The sequence below is a fragment of the Flavobacterium sp. FlaQc-52 genome, assembly GCF_044007495.1.
GTDB lineage: Bacteria > Bacteroidota > Bacteroidia > Flavobacteriales > Flavobacteriaceae > Flavobacterium > Flavobacterium cupriresistens.
The window spans coordinates 669,370-690,126 of sequence record NZ_JBIPCV010000001.1 but is presented as its reverse complement, the minus strand read 5'-3'; the positions used below and the strand labels follow the sequence as shown (position 1 = coordinate 690,126).

General features: G+C 35.5%; 13 protein-coding genes. 11 read left to right on the top strand and 2 right to left on the bottom strand.

The window, feature by feature from the left end; genetic code table 11:
• The first annotated feature begins 38 nt into the window (after window positions 1–38).
• The 3 genes from ACHRV5_RS02960 (at window position 39) to ACHRV5_RS02950 (ending at window position 4,899) form a co-directional block, all read left to right on the top strand.
• Window positions 39–1,262: a glycoside hydrolase family 27 protein gene (locus tag ACHRV5_RS02960; protein ID WP_395425693.1), complete on the top strand. Its 1,224-nt coding sequence runs from the start codon at window positions 39–41 to the stop codon at window positions 1,260–1,262.
• 10 nt (window positions 1,263–1,272) lie between these two features.
• Window positions 1,273–2,706: a trehalase family glycosidase gene (locus ACHRV5_RS02955; protein WP_395425692.1), complete on the top strand. Its 1,434-nt coding sequence runs from the start codon at window positions 1,273–1,275 to the stop codon at window positions 2,704–2,706.
• Window positions 2,707–2,886: 180 nt separating this feature from the next.
• Window positions 2,887–4,899: a hypothetical protein gene (locus ACHRV5_RS02950; RefSeq protein ID WP_395425691.1), complete on the top strand. Its 2,013-nt coding sequence runs from the start codon at window positions 2,887–2,889 to the stop codon at window positions 4,897–4,899.
• Between the two features lie 338 nt (window positions 4,900–5,237).
• Here the strand turns inward: ACHRV5_RS02950 and ACHRV5_RS02945 are convergent, their stop codons facing one another.
• Window positions 5,238–5,840 (bottom strand): hypothetical protein, encoded by a 603-nt coding sequence (locus ACHRV5_RS02945; protein WP_395425690.1) that lies wholly within the window; start codon window positions 5,838–5,840, stop codon window positions 5,238–5,240.
• A gap of 1,352 nt (window positions 5,841–7,192) precedes the next feature.
• Here ACHRV5_RS02945 and ACHRV5_RS02940 point away from each other — a divergent pair.
• Entirely contained in the window at window positions 7,193–7,765 is a 573-nt protein-coding gene (locus tag ACHRV5_RS02940; RefSeq protein WP_395425689.1) for a DUF4347 domain-containing protein, read from the top strand.
• 47 nt (window positions 7,766–7,812) lie between these two features.
• Here ACHRV5_RS02940 and ACHRV5_RS02935 read toward each other — a convergent pair whose 3' ends face one another.
• Window positions 7,813–8,913: a PepSY domain-containing protein gene (locus ACHRV5_RS02935; RefSeq protein ID WP_230002113.1), complete on the bottom strand. Its 1,101-nt coding sequence runs from the start codon at window positions 8,911–8,913 to the stop codon at window positions 7,813–7,815.
• 320 nt (window positions 8,914–9,233) lie between these two features.
• Here ACHRV5_RS02935 and ACHRV5_RS02930 point away from each other — a divergent pair, with 320 nt between their 5' ends.
• From ACHRV5_RS02930 to ACHRV5_RS02900, 7 genes are all read left to right on the top strand, one after another.
• The gene (locus tag ACHRV5_RS02930) at window positions 9,234–9,860 is read left to right on the top strand and encodes a response regulator transcription factor (protein WP_047777381.1); all 627 of its coding nucleotides are present in this window, start codon (window positions 9,234–9,236) and stop codon (window positions 9,858–9,860) included.
• Window positions 9,861–10,147: 287 nt separating this feature from the next.
• On the top strand, window positions 10,148–11,566 hold the full coding sequence (locus ACHRV5_RS02925) for a pyridoxal phosphate-dependent decarboxylase family protein (RefSeq protein ID WP_395425688.1): 1,419 nt from the start codon (window positions 10,148–10,150) through the stop codon (window positions 11,564–11,566).
• 8 nt (window positions 11,567–11,574) lie between these two features.
• Complete coding sequence (locus tag ACHRV5_RS02920) at window positions 11,575–12,906, top strand: lysine N(6)-hydroxylase/L-ornithine N(5)-oxygenase family protein (protein WP_395425687.1); 1,332 nt, start codon at window positions 11,575–11,577, stop codon at window positions 12,904–12,906.
• A gap of 270 nt (window positions 12,907–13,176) precedes the next feature.
• On the top strand, window positions 13,177–13,776 hold the full coding sequence (locus tag ACHRV5_RS02915; protein ID WP_395425686.1) for a GNAT family N-acetyltransferase: 600 nt from the start codon (window positions 13,177–13,179) through the stop codon (window positions 13,774–13,776).
• Window positions 13,777–14,659: 883 nt separating this feature from the next.
• Complete coding sequence (locus ACHRV5_RS02910; protein WP_395425685.1) at window positions 14,660–17,743, top strand: SusC/RagA family TonB-linked outer membrane protein; 3,084 nt, start codon at window positions 14,660–14,662, stop codon at window positions 17,741–17,743.
• A 12-nt stretch (window positions 17,744–17,755) separates the two neighbouring features.
• A complete protein-coding gene (locus ACHRV5_RS02905) occupies window positions 17,756–19,261 on the top strand; it encodes a SusD/RagB family nutrient-binding outer membrane lipoprotein (protein ID WP_395425684.1) in 1,506 nt (501 codons plus the stop codon).
• Window positions 19,262–19,655: 394 nt separating this feature from the next.
• Window positions 19,656–20,756, top strand: a complete 1,101-nt coding sequence (locus ACHRV5_RS02900; protein ID WP_395425683.1) for a sulfatase-like hydrolase/transferase — start codon at window positions 19,656–19,658, stop codon at window positions 20,754–20,756.
• The last annotated feature ends 1 nt before the right edge of the window (window position 20,757 follow it).

The following is a 20,757-nucleotide window of genomic DNA, read 5'->3' as shown; positions in this document are numbered from 1 at the left end:
GGGTTTGTTTTTTAGATTATTTATAAAAAAAACAAAAAATGAAAAATTTTAAAACAATAAAATGGGCTCTTATCAGTATGGCTTTTTGCGGTACACAACTTTCTGCACAAAAGGTCGAAGATTTAGCACCCACACCACCAATGGGCTGGAACAGCTGGAACACTTTTCATACCAATATCGATGAGAAAATGGTAATGGAAACTGCAGACGCTCTTGTTTCTTCAGGAATGCGCGATGCCGGATACGTCTATTTGGTTTTAGACGATGGCTGGATGGCAATGGAAAGAGATCGTGAGGGAAATTTGGTTCCCGATCCTAAAAAGTTTCCACGCGGAATGAAGTTTGTTGCCGATTATGTGCACTCCAAAGGATTAAAATTCGGAATGTACAATTGTGCCGGAACCCTAACCTGTCAAAAATACCCGGGAACTCGAGGGTATGAGTATCAGGATGCAAGAAATTATGCCTCTTGGGACATTGATTTTTTAAAGTACGATTGGTGTAATACAGCCGGTATAAATGCCAAAGAAGCCTATACAACTATGAGTGATGCATTGCAAAAAACAGGAAAACCAATTTTGTTTAGTATCTGTGAATGGGGTGTAAATAAACCTTGGGAATGGGGAAAAGGAGTAGGACAGTTGTGGAGAACAACAGAAGATATTTATCAGATTTTCGATTCGGTACACGACGAAGGAACCTGGAATTCTTTGAGTGTAATGCACATCGCCGATTTACAGTCCAATCTTCGTAAATATTCAGGACCGGGTCATTGGAACGATCCTGATATGCTGGAAGTAGGTAACGGAATGACTTATAATGAAGACAAAGCACATTTCGCTCTTTGGAGTATAATGGCGTCCCCGTTAATCGCCGGAAATGATGTTAGAAAAATGACAAAAGAAACCATAGAAATACTAACCAACAAGGAGATTTTAGCAGTCAATCAAGACCCGCTTGGGATTCAGGGATTCCGTTATCTGGACAAGGATGGATTACAGGTTTGGTTTAAACCGCTTAAAAACGGAGATTGGGCAGTCTGTTTTGTAAATCGCAATACACTGGCCAAAACCATTAGTTTTGACTGGAGCAAAGAAAAAATTGTAGACGAGATCTATGCTCATTCATTAGATAAAAACAGCACCTACAACCTCTTGGATCTTTGGAGCAAGAAAAATGCCGGAACGACAGCCAAAGAACTAAAAGCGACAATAGAACCACATGGCGTATTGATGTACCGATTAAGTAAAAGCGCTCTTTAAGTTGTACAGCATGAAAAATATCTTAATACTAATGCTCTTTAATTGTGGTTTTGTTTTGCATTCAAAAGCACAAGAGACCGTACGCTTTAAATCTTCAGACCAGGCAATCGAAAAAGCGTTTGTCTGGGCTAAAGAAACTGCCTTATCGTACAAAGGAGATCCGGACAGTCCCGTAGGTGCTTGGTATGAGGCAGCTTTGCCTTCCAGAGAGGCATTTTGCATGCGGGACATTTCGCATCAGAGTATAGGAGCTGAAGTATTGGGGCTTGGTAAGGCAAATAAGAATATGTTTTCTTTATTTGCTAAGAACATTTCAGAAAACAAAGATTGGTGTTCGTACTGGGAAATCAATAAACTCGGAAATCCTGCTCCAGCCGATTACAGAAATGACAAAGAGTTTTGGTACAACCTCAATGCCAATTTTGACATGATACAAGCCTGTTGGAGATTGTATGTATGGACAGGAGACGAAACGTATATCAAGTCACCTGAGTTTATCCACTTCTACGAAAAATCAGTAACGGACTATATCGAACGTTGGATTCTCGAAGTCGATTCCTTATTGACAAGACCAATGCATCCTAATGCTCCGATTCCCTTTGATGTAAAAGATGATTTTCACCGCTGCCGTGGATTGGCTTCCTATGACGAAGATGTACCGGATTTAAAAATGGGAGTCGATTTAGTCGCTTCAATCTATAGCGGGTTAGTGTCTTATTCCAAGCTTTTAAAAGCTAACGGAAATCTGGAGAAAGCAGCTCATTATCAAAGTAAAGCATTGCGATATAAAGAGCAGATAGATCAGATTTGGTGGGATCAATCACAGGCTCTTTATCAGACTTATTATACTGCCGACGGGAAATTTGGTAAAAGTGGTGGGGCTATTTTTTTGTTATGGTTTAATGCTTTAACCGACGAAACCCGAATTCAAAAAACAATTGAACATATCATTTCTTCCAAAAACAATGTCGAGACTTCTTCCTATTTGCCGACACTTCTATACCAACATGGTTTTGAAGACAAAGCATACCAGTATATTTTATACCTCTCAAATCCCGAGACCAAAAGGAGAGAATATCCCGAAGTCTCGTATGGAATTATTGAAGGCATTGTAAGTGGTTTTATGGGCATTGAACCCAATAGCGAAAAAAACAGCGTGACTACTTTATATCGGGGTAAAAGAGGAACAGTTTCGGAACTGGATAATCTTCCTGTTTTGAATACCACGATAGCGATAAAACAAAACGAACAAGAAACAGTATTTCATAACAAAGGAACGAAGACGCTATTGTGGAGGGCCAAGTTTGCCGGAAAGCATCAGAAATTTTTAGTAAACGGTATAAAAATGAAAACTGGTCAAGAAGATAAAGAAAGGGGAAAAACCTATTCCTTTATTGATATTCCTGTTGCAGAGGGACAAATTGTAACAGTGTCTTGTTTATAAATGTTAAAAGCTATTGATATAACCTGTAGAGCAATGTAAATAAATACTATTTAACACATAGAGACATAGATTTAGGATTGACAATTTTTAAAGCTTAACAAACTATGTCTCTATGTGTTAAAAACAATTATACGCAACAGTTTGATAAAGCAATAGAATCACAAATTTAAAATCAATTGAATGAAGAAGTTATGTATTGGCAGCAGAAGGATTTTTTTCGCTGTTATTTTAGTTTTAGTAACCTGCAAATCGTTTTCACAAGAAAACAGTCGGTGGGAAATTGAGCAAAACGGATCAATTACATGGAAGATAAAAGATAATATTCCACACAAAGATCACATAGAAATGAGCGGTAGAAAAATCTCCGCTGTGCTTCGTTACGGAGTAGGAGCAGACGGTTCTTTTAATAGTACCCGTAGTTTAGTCTGGCCTATGTTACGAACGATTCCAAACAACACGCATGCCAGTTTTACTCGCCAGTTTGCTCAGGATGCGATGCGGTTTGTTTTGGTAAACTATAAACCAATTGTCAATGAAAAGGTAGTTTCGATGACAATAGATGGAACTTTACTCGCAAAAAGTAAAGTCGACAATACTTTAGAACTAACCCGACAGTATTTTCCGTCAACCTCTTTGCCTGTTTTTTGCGAAAATTACACGATCAAAAATACAGCTGATAAAAGCTGTGTAGTAGAAATTCCGAAAATGAATTTTGAGTATAAGTCAGCGGAGGATAAAGGAACAGAAGGCAGTTACACCGTGATAACCCGAGTTGCTAATGAAGGAACTTTTGTGCTACAGCCCGACGAAACGATTGATTTCTCTGTTTTTTACTGTGCTACTAAAAAGAACGAATCCATACCGGAATTGAATATGGAAACAGAGAAAAAGAATCGCTTGGAACTGGTTCGTCAATTAAGAACGAAATTGGTATTAGAAACCCCTGATCCGATCCTGAATACCGAATTTGAGTTTGCAAAACTAAGAGCCGCCGAGAGTATTTTTGAAACAAAAGGAGGACCCATGCACAGCCCCGGAGGAGAATCGTATTATGCGGCAATCTGGGCCAACGATCAGGCAGAATACATTGGTCCTTTTTTTTCGTATTTAGGTTATGATTACGCCAATAAAGCCTCTTTGAATGCGTATTTGCTTTTTGCGAAATACATCAACAAAGAATATAAGCCCATCCCAAGTTCGATTGTAGCAGAAGGAACTGATATCTGGGACGGTGCAGGCGATCGTGGTGATGCCGCCATGATTGCTTATGGCGCAGCACGTTACGCACTGGCAAGAGGGAATGTTAGCGAAGCAGAACAAGTATGGCCTTTAATTGAATGGTGTTTAGAATATTGTCGGTTAAAGCTAAATTCAGAAGGAGTGGTTTATTCGGATTCAGATGAACTGGAAGGACGATTTCCGGCAGGGAAAGCGAATCTTAACACTTCATCCTTGTATTATGATGCTTTAAATTCAGCTGTTTATCTGGGTAAAAGTTTGAAGAAAAACCCAAAACAACTGGATTTGTATAAACTCCAATCGCAGAACTTAAAAGCTTCAATCGAAAAGTATTTTGGTGCTGAGGTAGATGGATTTCTAACCTATAAATATTACAAAGAAAATGATGTTTTGCGTGCCTGGATCTGCACACCTCTGACGATGGGCATTTACGATCGTCAAAAAGGAACCATTGCCGCCTTGTTTTCTTCTAAATTATGGACTCCCGATGGACTCGCCAGTGCAGCCGGTGACAAAACCTTCTGGGACCGATCGACTTTATATGCTTTAAGAGGGGTTTTGGCCGCAGGAGAAACCGATAAAGCATTGGATTTTTTGCATTACTATTCCGAACGCCGTTTGTTGGGCGACCATGTTCCTTATCCGGTAGAGGCATATCCTGAAGGAAATCAACGCCATCTTTCGGCAGAAAGCGGTTTGTATTGCAGGGTTTTTACGGAAGGATTATTTGGTATTTGTCCTGTGGGGTTAAATAGTTTTACTTTTACGCCCCGTCTTCCTAAATCATGGCCGGGTATGAGCTTGCGAAACCTGCACGCATTCGGACAAGATTTTGATATTACAGTTAAACGAACCAATAACGGACTAAAAGTAACCGTTTCGAATCAGAATAAAATATGGTTTGAAAAACAAATCAAGGAAGGAAATTTAATTCAGGTGACGTTCGATAAATAATAACAAATAAAGAAACCTTTGGTGTTTAATCAAGGGACACAAATACAGCTCTAAAATGAATTTTAATAACTTAAATGGTTTAAAAGAAATCTGTATAATTCATTAAATTCTATCTAACTCTTTTAAGTTATTAAAAAAGAAGTTGTTTAGATTCCTCGTTTTCGCGACTACCTTCATCATTTTGCGACGAATTTCACCAATTGGCCCGAATTATTTTTTGCCACTGATTAAAGGGTTTACACAGATTTTATAAATCATTTTAATCCTTTAATCAGTGGCATTTTTATTGCTCATAGAGGTGTCAAGTTAGCAATTCTTTTTGCAGTAAAGGCAGAACTCTAAAACTTGTAATTAACGCCAGCTGTAACAAAACCTTTGATTCCAAATCCTAATTCAGCAAATCCGCTTAATTTTTCTCCAACACGCAAGCCAATTGGATTAACCTGCCAACCCAAATCGATAGAATTGTTTTTAATTACGTTCTGATTTGTTTCTGTTATTTTTTCGTTCGTAAGATAAGCACCGATGCTTGCTGAACCATAGAGGTCTACTAGCGGTATCCTTAAATAAGTGTAATGTGCAGTAGGCAAAATCAATAGGTAACCAACGGCTCTCTTTACTGCCTTTGAAGTTTTTTCTGTTATCATTTTAGAGCTGTAATTCTGGTAACCAAGATCAAGTCCAACTCTACTTCTATCCGTAATTTGATACCTGTAACCGGCTTCTATCATACCAAAAGAGGATTCGGACTCTATCTTTGTTTTTTCTCCTGTAAAGCCATCAATAATGGCTGTTGGTAAAATATTTGAAAAGGAATCAATTGCACCAAGAGTAAAACCATCACTATAAGCCACATGTACTTCATTATTGTCAAAATCCTGTGCTTTGATTGATCCTGTTATTGCACAGAATAACATTGTTATAACAATACTTGTTTTCATTTAAGATATTATTTTAAGGTTAATTGTCGAAAAAACAAAGATGAACACGAGGTACTAAAAATCAAAAATCAATTTATAATGACTTGTTTTTGATTTATTTATGATAAAAAAGAGTAGCGAATTTCTAAACGACTTGCCAAAAAAATAGGAAGCTCTTTTGTTGCACAATACCAAATTGGCGGAGCACACTTTTACATTTTCTCCTCATTTATTTATAGTGCTAAATTTATAAATGTTGGTCTGGGAGAGAATTCTGAAAATTGCGGCAGGATTTTTTAGGATAAGTTAAACAGAATAAAAAAAAAAGCAAACAAAATAAAACTTTCAGAAGTATTATAAGGCAGGTTTACTTCAAGAAACCTTTGTTTTGTCGGAATTAACCAATGATTGAGTAGTTGTTGAATTTATTAGTGACTATTTTTTTTATGTATTTGTTTGATTTTGTTTAATAAATGTTGCTCTGTTAACTTTTTTTTAATTAATTTTAACTAGCTCATACATAAGGCGCTAAGCGCAAATCAATTTTTTTTGTTGCTGCCAATCACAGCAATTTTCAACAAACGTTATCTGCCCCAAATGATGGCTGTTTGCTATAGAGTAAGATTTTTTAAGCCTACCAATTAATTGATTAATTCTCTACTGTTTTTAAGTAGAGACATTTTTATACTTAACGCTTATGAGAAGAAAAGTACTTAACGCACCCTTTTTTTTGTGCTCTCTGGTTTCTTTATTTTTTAGTTATTCAGAACTAAGTGCAAATACGGATCAACTCAACAGCAGTACTAAATCTGGATTTGAGTCTTCTTTTAAAAACGAAAATGAAACTGTTTATATCGATTTATCGAGACAGGATTTCTTGTTGGGTAGAAAATCAATTCAAAGGCGTTTAATTGATTCCGAAAGTTGATAATCGAAACGGCAGGCCGTAAGAATTAGCTGATTCTATGCTATAACGTCGCTAAAATAGGGAGTAGTCCGGAGAATATTATTTTTTTCAAATGTAAAGTAGACGACAATTCTACTTTTTTATAGAATTTAATTTTGAAGTGTAAAATGTTCGCTTTCAAAAATAATATAGTAATACCATAATAGCTTTTATTTTTTTGAAGATGTTTTCTGTTTTGGTTAGGATTAGTTAGTTGATAAATAGAAATCTAAGTGTAATTTAATTTTTTTTAATGCTGTTCATTGCAGCATTTTTTTACAAATGTTATTTGACTTTTTAACGGTCATTAACAAAGAAATGAGATTCATTTTAGGAATAAACTGAATTTCAATTTTTAGTATTTAGATAAAATTAATTTGTTCCCTTCCATTTTATATCAAATGGGGGATTTTTATATGTAACGCTTATGAGAAGAAAAGTACTTAACTCGCTATTTTTTTTGTGCTCCTTTGTTTCTTTATTTTTTAATTATTCGGAAATAAGTGCAAAAAATGTTAAATTCAATACTGGTATTTTACCGGGTTTTGAGTCTTCTTTTAGGAATGAAGATGAAAAAAGCTATATCGATAAATCAGTACAAGATTTGTCGATATATGATATTTCAAAAAACAATACCGCCTCAACGGTTTACAACTTAGTAACACACGGAAAGAGTGGGGCTCTTTATATAGAAAACAAATGGAGAAGCAAAGAGGAAATAGCGCTTTGGATGCTTCAAAACATTGATCTTTCTAAAATTAATCACATAAATATTTATGGTTGTGAATTTGCGAAAGGCAGAGAGGGAAAGGCTGCGGTTCGTTTCCTGGAGCATGCATTGGGTATTACAGTTGCAGCTTCTAACAACATTACAGGTAAAGATGGGGATTGGAATTTAGAGATAGGAAAACCTGTTCAAGCTCTTAATTTAAAAGAATACAAACATAAGTTTCAAGTTTCAAGTTTTACGTTTCGTATGCGAAAGCAAACCGCGCTGTGATAAAAACTTGAAACTTGAAACATGAAACATGAAACCTCAAATGAGAACTACTTCTTCCTTCCTAACCAGATAATTAAACCCGAAATAGGCAGTGTCAGGGCGAAAAGGGTTACCAGAAAAGCAATTATTTTAGTTGGATACCCATAAATGCTTCCCGTATGAATCGGGTATATAAGACGTCTTACCCGGTCTCCATTGCTAAAAGATTCATAAGGTCTGGTTTCGATATTTTTACTGGTGTATTTATCAAAATAGACCGCACTGGATTGATTTGGAATACTTATATCCGCATATTCTTTTAGTACCAATATACTGTTTATGGTATCTGACGGCATTCTGATTTGAATATTTCCTTTATATGGAAAAATACTGTCGGTCTTTCTGTATAGATTTTGATAAAAGCTCGTCTGATCTAATTTCGGGTCTATCTTTGTTGGGTTTTCTACTTTTGGAGAAGCTTTTTTTATAGCACCGTCAGCCAGAAAATACATCCCGCTTTCGAACCATTTAAAAGACCATGTCAGACCCGTCAAAGAAATGATTAATAAGACCAGAAAACTATAAAAACCAAAGGTAGAGTGAAAGTCCCAGTTGACTCTTTTAAACGAGGCACTCCATTTAACCGTTAATCGCTGTTTTAGATTTTTCATTTTTTTAGGCCACCAAAGTATAAGACCTGAAATCAGCATGAAAACGAAAATCAGACAAGAAATACCCGTGATCATTTCTCCAACATCATCAAGAAGTAATTGTCGGTGCAGTGATAAAACAATGGAGTAAAAGCGGTTTTTTTGTAATACCGTTCCAAGCACTTTTCCTGTATAAGGATCCATAGAGAATATTTGTGCTTCTTTATCTTTATTTTTTCCAACAATTACAATGGTCCGCATAGGATCATTATAGGTACTAATACGGCTTATTTTTTTTACTGAATAGTCTTTTTCTAAAACCGCAGTACAATAATCCAAGGTTTTTTTGGTGGAACCAATAGTGCTGACGGTATAAAATTCGGGATTTAGGAACTGATCAATTTCCTTTTCAAAAACGAGTAAACTTCCTGTAAGAGCAACAATAAATACGATAAGTCCTGATCCAAGACCCAACCAAAGGTGTAACCAACCGATACTTTTTTTAATTTTTTTATTCATGTGTTTTCAATGGTGAAGATGTAATGCAGCGATGTAATCTTTCAATCACAAGTGGTAACATCTTAATTTGATTCGTGCTGTTTTGCGCGCAAATTTAGTATTTATTTAGATTAGTTATAGGCAGTGTAAAGTAGAAAGAATATCTTTTAAGTCACTCTTTATGATCCTGTAAGTTAAAAATGACTTTCTTATTTTAAGACAGAAGTCTTATTTTGTACTCAGTTTCTTTCTTTTAGTAGTATAACTGCAAATAATTTAATACAGTAGTATGGAATTATTTTCTTATTTTTGTTTAGACCAATTCTAGATAAACACAACTAATGAAAAATTTTCTTATTGCTGATTCCGAAAACCTACATATAATCGGACTGAAATATACACTAAAGAAATTTGTTAAAAAGGCAAGTTTAACGTTGGTAAATTCTAAAGATCAGTTACTTAATCATTTGGAGCGGAATAAAGTAGAGTGTCTGATTATAGATCCCAATAATATTTTTTTATTCTATGAAGATGATTTTAGACAGCTGCGTGCCAACTTTCCGGATTGTAAGATTATAATTTTATCCTACTTTAAGAATAAACAAAACGTAAATACTTTTCTACAAGAAAGAATTGACGGATTTATTTCCAAAGATTGTCAGGAACAAACCATTTTTGATGCACTTTATAAGATTGAAAACGGAGAGCGTTATCTATGTCCAAAAACATTGAATTCACTTATTGATGTACTCGTTGTACCCCCTTCAGATGTAAATGAGAAACTTACTTTTAGAGAGCATGAAATCTTACAACAGATTGCTAAAGGCAGTGATGGAAAAAGTATAGCATCGCTCTTTTTTATAAGCATACACACCTTTAGAACACATCGGAAAAATATTATGAAAAAAACAGGGAGACATACCACCCCAGAGTTGATTTTATATGCTATTGATAATAAAATGATATAATTTTCATTCAAATTTAATAACTTTTATTAGTTATTTCCTACTACAGGTATGGTAGACCAAGTACCCCTTCTGGGGAGTTTTATTTACTCTCGGTGTAGTATTGACTTTGTTTTTTATGGGCTATACTTTTGCTAAAAACTATTCTTTAGAATGAATCTAAATAAAATAAACCAATGGAAGCAAGAGAGCAAATAAGAACAATTCAGTTAAAAAATGTATTAGAAAAAAGCTACAATAAACATATTTTTTCTAATAATGAAAAATCCATTTCTCTTTATAAAAAGAGCATGAAAAAGGCAATTAAATTAATTGCTAAACATTTGGAGAGCAGAGACACGCCTTTTACGGGTACAAGTATTGCTACAATTAAAGAAAAGATTGATGCAATTTCACTTGAAGATAATTACCAAGGGAAAAGTTTAGAATATGTTTTAGACGAACTTAAAGATATTTATCTTAATGATTGTATTCATTTTCATGACCCAAAATACATTGCCCATTTAAATTGCCCGATTCTGACACCTACACTGGTTGCAGAAGCATTTATATCTTCTTTAAATTCGTCAATGGACACTTGGGATCAAAGTACCGGTGGTACTTTTATTGAATTGAAACTGGTAGAATGGACCATTGAAAAATTAGGTTATCCTGAGCGAGCTGATGGAATTTTCACAAGTGGAGGGTCACAGTCAAATTTGATGGGATTGCTTTTAGCGAGAGATCATTATGTAAAAAAGCATTACAATATGGATCCTAAAATGGATGGACTTCCTGCTGATGCTTCAAAGTTTAAAGTATTGTGTTCTGAGGTAAGTCATTTTAGTTTAAAAAAGAATTTGAGTTTATTGGGATTAGGTCAGAATGCTGTGGTTCCTGTAGCGGTTGACACTGATTTTAGAATGAATATCCAGGCACTTAAAAAAGTAATTCAACAACAGAAAGACCTTGGAAATATTCCAATTGCAATTGTTGGTACTGCGGGAACTACAGATTTTGGCTCAATTGATCCTTTAACTGAAATTGCTGCAATTTCTAAAGAAAACAAATTATGGTTTCACGTTGACGCTGCTTATGGCGGAGGACTATTGATTAGTGAAAAACATAAAAACAAACTGGCAGGAATCGGACTTTCAGATTCTGTGACGATAGATTACCACAAAACTTTTTATCAGCCGGTAAGTTCAAGTGGCTTTTTCATGAGAGACAAATCGTATGTGGACTACATAAAATACCATGCAGATTACCTGAACTCTAAAGAACAGGAAGACGAAGGGATTCCAAACATGGTTAAAAAATCAATACAGACGACCCGTAGATTTGATGCGTTGAAACTTTGGTTTACCTTAAGAATAATTGGAACGGAAGGATTGAGTACCTACATGGAAAAGGCGATCGACAATGCCCTTTTTACCGCAAACTTATTGAGAAACAGAGAGGATTTTGAAATAATTCACCAGCCCGAAATAAGCACAGTTGTATTTCGTTACACCCCTTGGAAAAATGAGGAAGGGTCGTTCTGTGGCTTAAACAGCTACATCCGTAAAGCTATTTTCAACGAAGGAAAAGCCATTATAACAAGTACAAAAGTCTACAACGAAGTATTCTTAAAATTCACCTTATTAAACCCGCTTACAACTCCTGCCGATATTGAAGAAATTATTGGTTTAATCGTTTCTCACGGTCAGGAATATACATTGATAAATTAATACCCCTTATGGAAAATAAAATATACGACTTTATAGCTGTTGGTGTTGGACCTTTTAATCTGAGTCTGGCTTGTCTTACTGCTCCAATTGAGAATCTTGACGGTTTGTTTTTTGACAAGAATGAATCTTTTAACTGGCATCCGGGAATGCTTTTGCAGGACACAACGTTACAGATTCCTTTTTTGGCCGATTTAGTAACACTTGCTGATCCAACAAGTCAGTTTAGTTTTTTAAATTATATAAAAGAGCAGGGGAAAATGTACTCGTTCTATATTCGAGAAAACTTTTTACTGTTAAGAAACGAATACAATCAGTACTGTCAATGGGCGATTAAAAAACTGCCGAATGTATTTTTTAATACAGAAGTTTCAATGATCGAATATGATGAGAATCTGGGGGTATATATTGTAAAAACCGTTTGCACTAAAACCGCTGCAGTTACTTTTTATAAAACAAAAAAACTTGTTTTTGGAACAGGGACCGCACCACATATTCCTAAATCTTGCGAAGCTCTTAAGGGCAAAGCAATTCATTCATCGGCCTATATTCAAAGTAAAGAAGCGTTGCAAAAGCAAAAATCGATTACCGTTTTAGGAAGCGGACAAAGTGCTGCTGAAGTGTTTAATGATTTATTGCAGGAAATTGATGTTTACGGATATCAATTGAATTGGATTACACGTTCGTCTCGTTTCTTCCCGATGGATTACAGTAAACTTACTTTAGAAATGACTTCTCCTGAATATGTGGATTATTTCTATAGCCTGCCGGCAGAAAAAAGAGATTACCTGCTGAAAGATCAAAAGCTGCTTTACAAAGGAATCAACAAAGATTTAATTGAAACTATTTTTGATACGATTTACGCGAAAAAAGTGATTGCTGAAATTGATGTGAATTTAAGAACTAATGCGGCCTGTGTAAAAGCAGATTACGACAATGATAAAGCATCTTTTGAGCTCGAATTACATCAGGTCGAACAAGATAGAAAATACCGTCATACTACAAATGCATTAGTTCTGGCAACAGGATACGGGTATAAAATGCCTCGTTTTATTGAAGGAATTACATCGAGAATCCAATGGGATGATAAAGGACGTTTTGATGCCAACAGAAATTACAGCATTGACAAAAACGGAGGAGAAATCTTTGTTCAGAATGCAGAATTGCACACACACGGGTTTGTGACGCCGGATTTAGGAATGGTTTGTTACCGCAACTCCTATATCATTAAAGAAATGACGGGTGTTGAACATTATGCTGTAGAAACCAAAATTGCTTTTCAGGAGTTTGGAGTTCCTGCTTCCGAGACCATCAAATCGAATGCCTTCGAAGAAATTTTATAATTAATTCAAGTTGCTAGTCAATTATTCTTTTGTAATCTCTTACTATTTGAATAGACTACAGCTTTAACTTAATGTGATTAGGTTAAGATATTTTTCACGCAGATTTTGCGGATTAAGCGGTTTTTTTTATTTCAATCCGCTAAAATCTGCGTGAGACTTTTTTTGGCAATCCTACTAACTTGTTCCATTTTAGAGGAGAACTAGCAACTTGAATTGATTACAAAATATGATAGCACCTTATAAAAAAATAATAGCTAAATTCAGCAACAGATGATTAATAGTAAAATAACTTATACCGAAAATAAAACCATAACCGATATCGTTTTTGTCAAAACAATTCCCGGTACAGGTGTATTCGAACTCCGCCCATTGGATTTAGAGACCGATATGCCACTATTGCATGATTGGGTAAACCGCGATTATGCAGTTTATTGGGGAATGAATGGATTTTCTTTAGAACAAGTATACGATTCCTATCGCGAGATTCTTCAAAAAACCGCTGTCTATATGGGCGTTTTTAATGGCGTTACTTCCTTTTTATTAGAATGTTACAATCCGGAGGAGGATAGCATTGGAGAATATTACAATGTAAAAGAAGGAGACAAAGGAATGCACATTTTAGTAGCGCCTTTTGAGAAACCAATTAACAGTTTTACGTGGTCGGTTTTTACGGTAATTCTTGATTTTATTTTTTGTGACGCCAATAACCAACGTGTCGTCGTAGAACCGGATGCACGCAATCATAAAATTCATTTATTAAACAGAAAAGCAGGATTTGTATTCGAAACCCTACTTGAACTGCCACATAAAAAAGCACATCTTGAATTTTGTACTCGCGAAGATTATTATAAGGCTTTGCAGACTGTTTAGGTCTTAGTTTTCAGTCTCAGTTTTCAGTCTCAGTCTCAGTTTTCAGTTTTCAATCTACATTTTACATTTTTGATGTACTTATTGTCTTTCTGAGTGGGGTCTAAAAGTTTTACGAGGACTTCGACTTCGCTCAGCCTGACAGTTTTGGTTTTCGGTTTTTAGTTTGCAGTCGCAGTTTACAGTCGCAGTTTATAATTGGGACTGTAAACTGCGACTGTTTTGTTTTATGGTTTAACTGTGAAACGATCAACGCAAAAACCTGTATGGTAACAAAAATCTTGCAGAGGCGCCAAGTTTTTTTGGAAACACTTTTTAAATACTTAAAGTTCATGTGGGGAAGTAAAAATCTCGCAGAGTCGCAAAATCGCAAAGTATTAATGAAAAAACAGAAAAAAAACTTAGCGGCTTGGCGTCTTTGCGAGATCGTCAAAGCGAGAAGTTGGAAAATTAGGTACTTAAAAAGCTGTGGCGAAAAAGTATAAGATCTGCTACTGCTAACAAAAGAAATCTAAAAATTATTCCACAACTTTTGAACTTGATTCGAAATTACATAACTACAAGATATTTGTTCCTCCACAACAATATGTCTTGATCCCTTATATGGTTTAAATACATTTTCACTTAATCTTTTACTTTTGCACCCGATCGTGTAAACTGTGAAATGTAAGTTGAGGCGGAAAACTGCGACTGCCACTGAAAACTATAATTACCATAAACCTTGCGGTTAAAAAAACAACCACAAAGTTTGCAACGATAACATTAAATTGACAATAGCATAAAAACTTGTTAAGAATTTCTTAAAATCAAAAAGTTAACCAATAGTAAAATATTTACAACATTTGCACTGTAAAAATTTACTAATAGTAACTATTTGATTAACCAAATGAAAAACTTAAAAACGTTAATGATTGTATTAATGATGTTCTCAACATCATTAATTGTTGCTCAGACAATCCCTTTTAAAGGAAAAGTGATTGATGAACTTGGTCTGCCATTACCCAGCGCCTCTGTTCTGATTAAAGGAACCACTACTGTTGTAAACACAGATTTGGATGGTAATTTTGAAGTGAAACTACAAAAAAGTAGTGAAATCCTGGAAATTTCTTTTTTGGGATATGTACCGGTTAATTTTAATACTGCGGGCAAAACTTCAGCAGTAATTACTTTAAATCCTGATTCTCAAAAATTAGATGAAGTGGTCATAACTGCTTTAGGAATCAAAAAGGAAAAGAAAAGATTAAGCTATTCTGTTCAGGAGGTCGAAGGAGATTTAACTAAAGGAAGGGATGCGAATGTAATGAAATCGCTTTCCGGAAAAGTTTCAGGTTTGGTTGTAGCTTCTTCTTCTGAATTTTTTACCAGTCCTAAAATGTATTTGAGAGGTAAAAGTCCGCTGGTTGTAGTCGATGGTGTACCGTTGGGAACAGACACTTGGAATATTAGTCCGGACGATATCGAAAGTATCAATGTCTTGAAAGGATCAAATGCAGCAGCACTGTATGGTTCTGTAGGTGGAAATGGTGCTATTCAGATTACTACTAAAAGAGGAGCAAGCAATAAAAAAGGATTTGTGGTCGAATTCAATCACAACTCAATGATTCAGGGCGGTTACAATGCGGTTCCTAAAACACAAAACGCTTATGGACCGGGTTCTTATGGAAATTATGCTTTTGTTGACGGTAAAGGAGGAGGAATCAATGACGCTGATTACGATCAATGGGGACCAAAGTTCGACGGACAGTTAATTACACAATACGATAGTCCGCGTGATGCAAATGGAAAACTAATTGCAACTCCTTGGACGGCAAGAGGCGCTAATAACTTTGATAATTTTATGGAAGATGGTTTACTGTCTACCAGCAATTTATCATTGTCTTCTAATTTTGATAAAGGAAATATTCGTTTTTCATTATCAAAAACCTATCAGGAGGGAATCAATCCTAATACGAAATTGAATATTTACAATTTCAATCTAAGCGGAAGATACAATTTGAGTGATAAAACCTGGGTAGATGCCAGCTCAAACTTTAATTTTCAAACCTCTCCCAACAATCCAAATGTACAATACGGGCCCAATAGCTATATCTACAATATGCTGATTTGGGGTGGAGCTGATTATGATGTCAGAGATTTAAGAGACTATTGGCAAAAAGGAAAAGAAGGCATTCAACAGAAAAACTTCGAATATACGCGCTACAACAACCCTTACTTTATGGCTTACGAATGGCTGAGAGGGTACTACAAGAATGACTATTCAGGTCAAATAAGTATAAACCACAAATTCAACGACAGTTTTTCTGCTTTGATCAGAACCAATATGGTGGTGAGTAATTTGTTTCAAAATGAAAAATTTCCTTATTCCATGTCTACTTATGGAAGAGAAAAAGCAGAAGGAGATTACAAAGAACAGTATGATTACAGGTTCAAAAGCTACTCTGATTTTATGTTGAATTACAATAAAACGATTAAAGATTTTGAGGTAAAAGCAACCGTTGGAGCTAATATTAATATTGATAAATACAGGAATTCTGTTGCTTCGACGAACTATTTAAAAATACCGGGATTGTATACTTTAAGCAACACCCAAACCCCAATGCAGCCAACGAGTTACAACAGTCATTTTGAAACCAACAGTTGGTACGGCTCAATGGATTTGTCTTATAAATCGTTTTTATTCCTTGGAGCTACCGGAAGATTTGATACCGACTCGAGACTACCGGAACAAAACAATACGTTTTTCTACCCATCAGTTGGTTTAAGTGCCGTTATAAGTGAAATTATAGACATTCCTTTAGTCGATTTACTGAAAATCAGAACTTCCTATGCTAAAGTAGGTGGCTCTTTAGATATCTACAGCAATCTGGATACGTATCGATTAAGAGATCCTTTTACTATTGGAGGAACAACTTATAATGCTGCTTATGTGGGTGAAATTCTGAACAATGCGAAACTGGAACCTGCTTTCAACTCTTCAAAAGAAATAGGAATAGAAACCAGAATGTTTAAAAACAGATTTGGTTTTGATGTTACCTATTATCAAAATACAAATGGTCCTCAGATTTTTGACTTAAAATATTCTGAAACTACAGGTTATCAGGGAAGCAAGCAAAATGGTATTACAACACAGACAAAAGGTATTGAGGTAGCGCTGTTTGTGAAAGCTGTGAAGACGACCAATTTCAATTGGGATTTCAATGTGAACTGGTCTACTTATAAGGAATACTTAAAAGAGGTTTACGCCGGCATTCAAAATAATGGTTTAATTAAAATTGGAGATCGTGTTGATGCTTTTTATATCAATGATTTTATGAGAACCAATGACGGAAAATTAATTGTAGGTAAAGACGGAAAACCGCTTGTTAATTCATATCAAACAAAAGTAGGGTACAAAGCACCGGATTGGTCCATGGGAATCACGAATAATTTGAGGTATAAAAATGTGGCTTTGAATTTTACATTTGACGGTCGCTATGGTGGGAAAATCGAGAACTACGTGAATCAGAAAATGTGGCAGAGTGGAAGACATTTTGATAGTAATACACCCGAAAGAGCCAATGATGTAAAAGGAATAAAATCTTATGTTACCGATGCTGTAGTGATTACAAGCGGACAATTGATCACAGATGGTCAAGGGAATGTGATTACAGATACCAGAACTTTTGCGCCAAACACTACTAAAATGTTTTATCAGGATTATGCAAAATCGTATCACGGTAATTATGCAGCCAATATTATTGACAAGACGTTTTTTAAACTAAGAGAAGTGAGTCTGACTTACAGTTTGCCAAATTCTTTCCTGAAAAAATCATTTATGAGTGCGGCTTCAATTTCATTGATTGGTCGTGACTTGTTTTATTTCTCAAAAAATAAAAATATCGACTTAGATCAGTTTTTAGACGAGAGTGCATCTCCGCTGCAAACACCAACAGTAAAAAGTTACGGTATCAACTTAGACCTTAAATTTTAATCACAAACAAAAATGAAAACAATACAACACTATAAAAGCGTACTACTTCTTGCAATGGTTTTTATGCTGGGAAGTTGCACCAATTTTGAAGATCTGGCAGATGATCCCAATCGTGCGACAAGTGTACCACCTTCGATGTTATTGACCGAAGTTTTAAGAGTCATGAATAATGTAGATGACGAAGGTCCGTGGTCAGGTGCGCAAAGAGACAATCAATTTTGGGCGATTTCTTTTGATTATTATGGAAATCAGGATTATAACTGGGGTTCAGCATCCTTACGTTACACCACACTATCTAATGTTCAGGCCATGGAAAAAGAAGCTGGAAAATTAGATTCAAGAAACAAATACGGAGCATTGGCTAAATTTTTCAATGCCTACTTTTTAGATTATATGTCTAAAAGAATGGGGGATATTCCAATGTCTGAGGCTTTACAGGCCAAAAACAACAACCCGATTACAAAACCAAAGTACGACACCCAAAAAGAAGTGTACACCGAGGTTTTAAGACTTTTGGATGCGGCAAACGATCAAATAACTGTAGCAAAAGCGGAAATTGGAACGACAGCCGTGCAAGGAGATTTTTTATTCAAAGGAGATTTAGACAAATGGCAAAGAACGATCAATACTTTTCGTTTGAGAGTACTAATCAGTTTAAGTAAAAAAACAGGAGAACTGGATGTTGCCAGTCAATTCAATAAAATAATAAGCAATCCGTCAAAATATCCGTTGATGGAAGGAATCAAAGACAATATGACCCGTTATTTTTCAGATGAAACTGGGAATAATTACAAGATAAATCCCGGCAACTATGGTTTCAACAGAAACAGAAACATAATGGGAGGGACGTATTTGAATATTCTAAAACAAAATAATGACCCAAGAATTTATAAAGTTGCCGATCCTGCCTCTTTTTATTTTAAAGCCAATGACCCTCTGAATTTGAATGCTTACATCGCCGCCAATACAGGTGATGAGCAGGGGTCTATGCAAGTAGCTTCGGATCAGGGGAAATTATCGTACCCAAATGAAAAGAGATATTACAGCAATTATATTGGTGAAGCCTACATCCTAATCGGTTATGCCGAACAACAATTTGCAATTGCGGAAGCGATCAACAGAGGATGGATTAATGGTGATGCGTCAGCGTATTACAATCAGGGGATTAAAGCTTCTATGGAATTTTATGGAGTTACTGCTGCCGATGTCACTGCTTTTTTAAACCAGAGTACTGTAGTGTACCAAGGCAATAATGCAACAGGTTTGGAACAGATTTTAACGCAAAAATATGTAGCCTTTTTTCAAAACTCAGAGAGAGAATCCTATTTCAATTACAGAAGAACAGGCATTCCAAAATTTGACGTTGGACCGGCAAATAAAAACGGCAGTAAGATTCCGACACGTTGGAAATATCCGCAAAGCGAATTCGAAACCAATTCTGAAAATGTAACGGCAGCTTTAAAGAGTCAATACGGAGGAACAGACGATATTAATGCCGTAATGTGGCTTATTAAATAGAAATTCTAATAAAAAATTGTTTAACACATAGAAACATAGATACATAGAATTGAAATCGTAAAAGGGAAGATATTTAAAGAAAATCATGATTTTTTCACATAGTCTTATGTGATTTATGTAGAGTGAAACGTCTTTTTCCAGCGGTTTAAAACTATGTCCCTATGTGAAAAAAAAAAGCAATTAAAAGTTGTTTAACACATAGAAACATAGAGGCATAGAATTGAAATCGTAAAAGGGAAGATATTTAAAGAAAATCATGATTTTTTCACATGGTCTTATGTGATTTATGTAGAGTGAAACGTCTTTTTTCAGCGGTTTAAAACTATGTCTCTATGTGTTAAAAAAAAAAATAACCGCCAACGAGTCAAGGTCCATAAAAACAAAATCAATAATAATGAAAAAATCAATAATAATTTCGAGTGTCGCTTTTCTAAGTTTTTTTAGCGGAAACGCGCAACAAAAAGAAGCCGTAAAAAATCCAAAAGTAGTAGTAATCACTTTAGATGGATTTCGCTGGCAGGAATTGTTTACGGGCGCTGACCAGAAATTGGTAGCCGAGAAGAAGTATGTAGAAGATACAACCCATTTAAAAGAAAAATTCTGGAGAGCTACACCCGAAGAACGAAGAACCGCATTAATGCCTTTTTTCTGGAACGAAGTAACCAAAATGGGACAATTGCACGGTAATAGGAATCAGGGAAGCGATGTAAATTTAACCAATAACATGTGGTTTTCGTATCCGGGTTACAACGAAATATTAAGCGGAGTTGCTGATGATGTGCGCATTAAAAGCAATGATAAATTCAACAATCCCAATACAACGGTTTTAGAGAAAATAAACAAACTGCCGAAATACAAAGGCAAAGTAGCCGCTTTTGGAAGCTGGGATGTGTTTCCGTTTATTGTGAATGAAGAACGTTCGGGCATTCCGGTAAATGCAGGTTTTGAGGAAGCTAAAGGGAAAAATCTTTCTGCAACAGAAACTTTCTTAAACGAATTACAGTCCAAAGTACCTTCTCCTTGGGATTCTGTTCGATTTGATGCTTTTACTTCTAATTACGCCTTAGAATACATGAAGAAAGAACATCCGGAATTGATCTACATTTCTTACGGAGAAACAGATGATTTTGCACACGATGGGAATTATCAAGCCTACTTAAATTCAGCTCACGCCACAGATGGATTGATCAAACAACTTTGGAATTATACTCAGGGTGATCCTTTTTATAGAAACAATACAATTTTTATCCTATCAACAGATCACGGTCGTGGTTCTGAACCATTGGACACCTGGAGAAGTCACGGTTCAAAAATAAATGGTGCCGATCAGGTTTGGCTGGTTGTTTTTGGTAATGGCGTTCAGGTTTTGGGAGAAGTAAGATCAAAAGAACAATTGTACAGCAACCAAATCGCACCTACTGTTTTGCAACTTTTAGACAGCAAAGCAAAAGACACTGAAATGAAAGGGAGCGCTTTACCGATCCTTAAAAAATAGT

Coding starts and splice junctions, on each gene's coding strand:
- ACHRV5_RS02960 (WP_395425693.1), top strand. CDS start 39: ATGAAAAATTTTAAAACAATAAAATGGGCTCTTATCAGTATGGCTTTT.
- ACHRV5_RS02955 (WP_395425692.1), top strand. CDS start 1,273: ATGAAAAATATCTTAATACTAATGCTCTTTAATTGTGGTTTTGTTTTG.
- ACHRV5_RS02950 (WP_395425691.1), top strand. CDS start 2,887: ATGAAGAAGTTATGTATTGGCAGCAGAAGGATTTTTTTCGCTGTTATT.
- ACHRV5_RS02945 (WP_395425690.1), bottom strand. CDS start 5,840: ATGAAAACAAGTATTGTTATAACAATGTTATTCTGTGCAATAACAGGA.
- ACHRV5_RS02940 (WP_395425689.1), top strand. CDS start 7,193: ATGAGAAGAAAAGTACTTAACTCGCTATTTTTTTTGTGCTCCTTTGTT.
- ACHRV5_RS02935 (WP_230002113.1), bottom strand. CDS start 8,913: ATGAATAAAAAAATTAAAAAAAGTATCGGTTGGTTACACCTTTGGTTG.
- ACHRV5_RS02930 (WP_047777381.1), top strand. CDS start 9,234: ATGAAAAATTTTCTTATTGCTGATTCCGAAAACCTACATATAATCGGA.
- ACHRV5_RS02925 (WP_395425688.1), top strand. CDS start 10,148: ATGAAAAAGGCAATTAAATTAATTGCTAAACATTTGGAGAGCAGAGAC.
- ACHRV5_RS02920 (WP_395425687.1), top strand. CDS start 11,575: ATGGAAAATAAAATATACGACTTTATAGCTGTTGGTGTTGGACCTTTT.
- ACHRV5_RS02915 (WP_395425686.1), top strand. CDS start 13,177: ATGATTAATAGTAAAATAACTTATACCGAAAATAAAACCATAACCGAT.
- ACHRV5_RS02910 (WP_395425685.1), top strand. CDS start 14,660: ATGAAAAACTTAAAAACGTTAATGATTGTATTAATGATGTTCTCAACA.
- ACHRV5_RS02905 (WP_395425684.1), top strand. CDS start 17,756: ATGAAAACAATACAACACTATAAAAGCGTACTACTTCTTGCAATGGTT.
- ACHRV5_RS02900 (WP_395425683.1), top strand. CDS start 19,656: ATGAAAAAATCAATAATAATTTCGAGTGTCGCTTTTCTAAGTTTTTTT.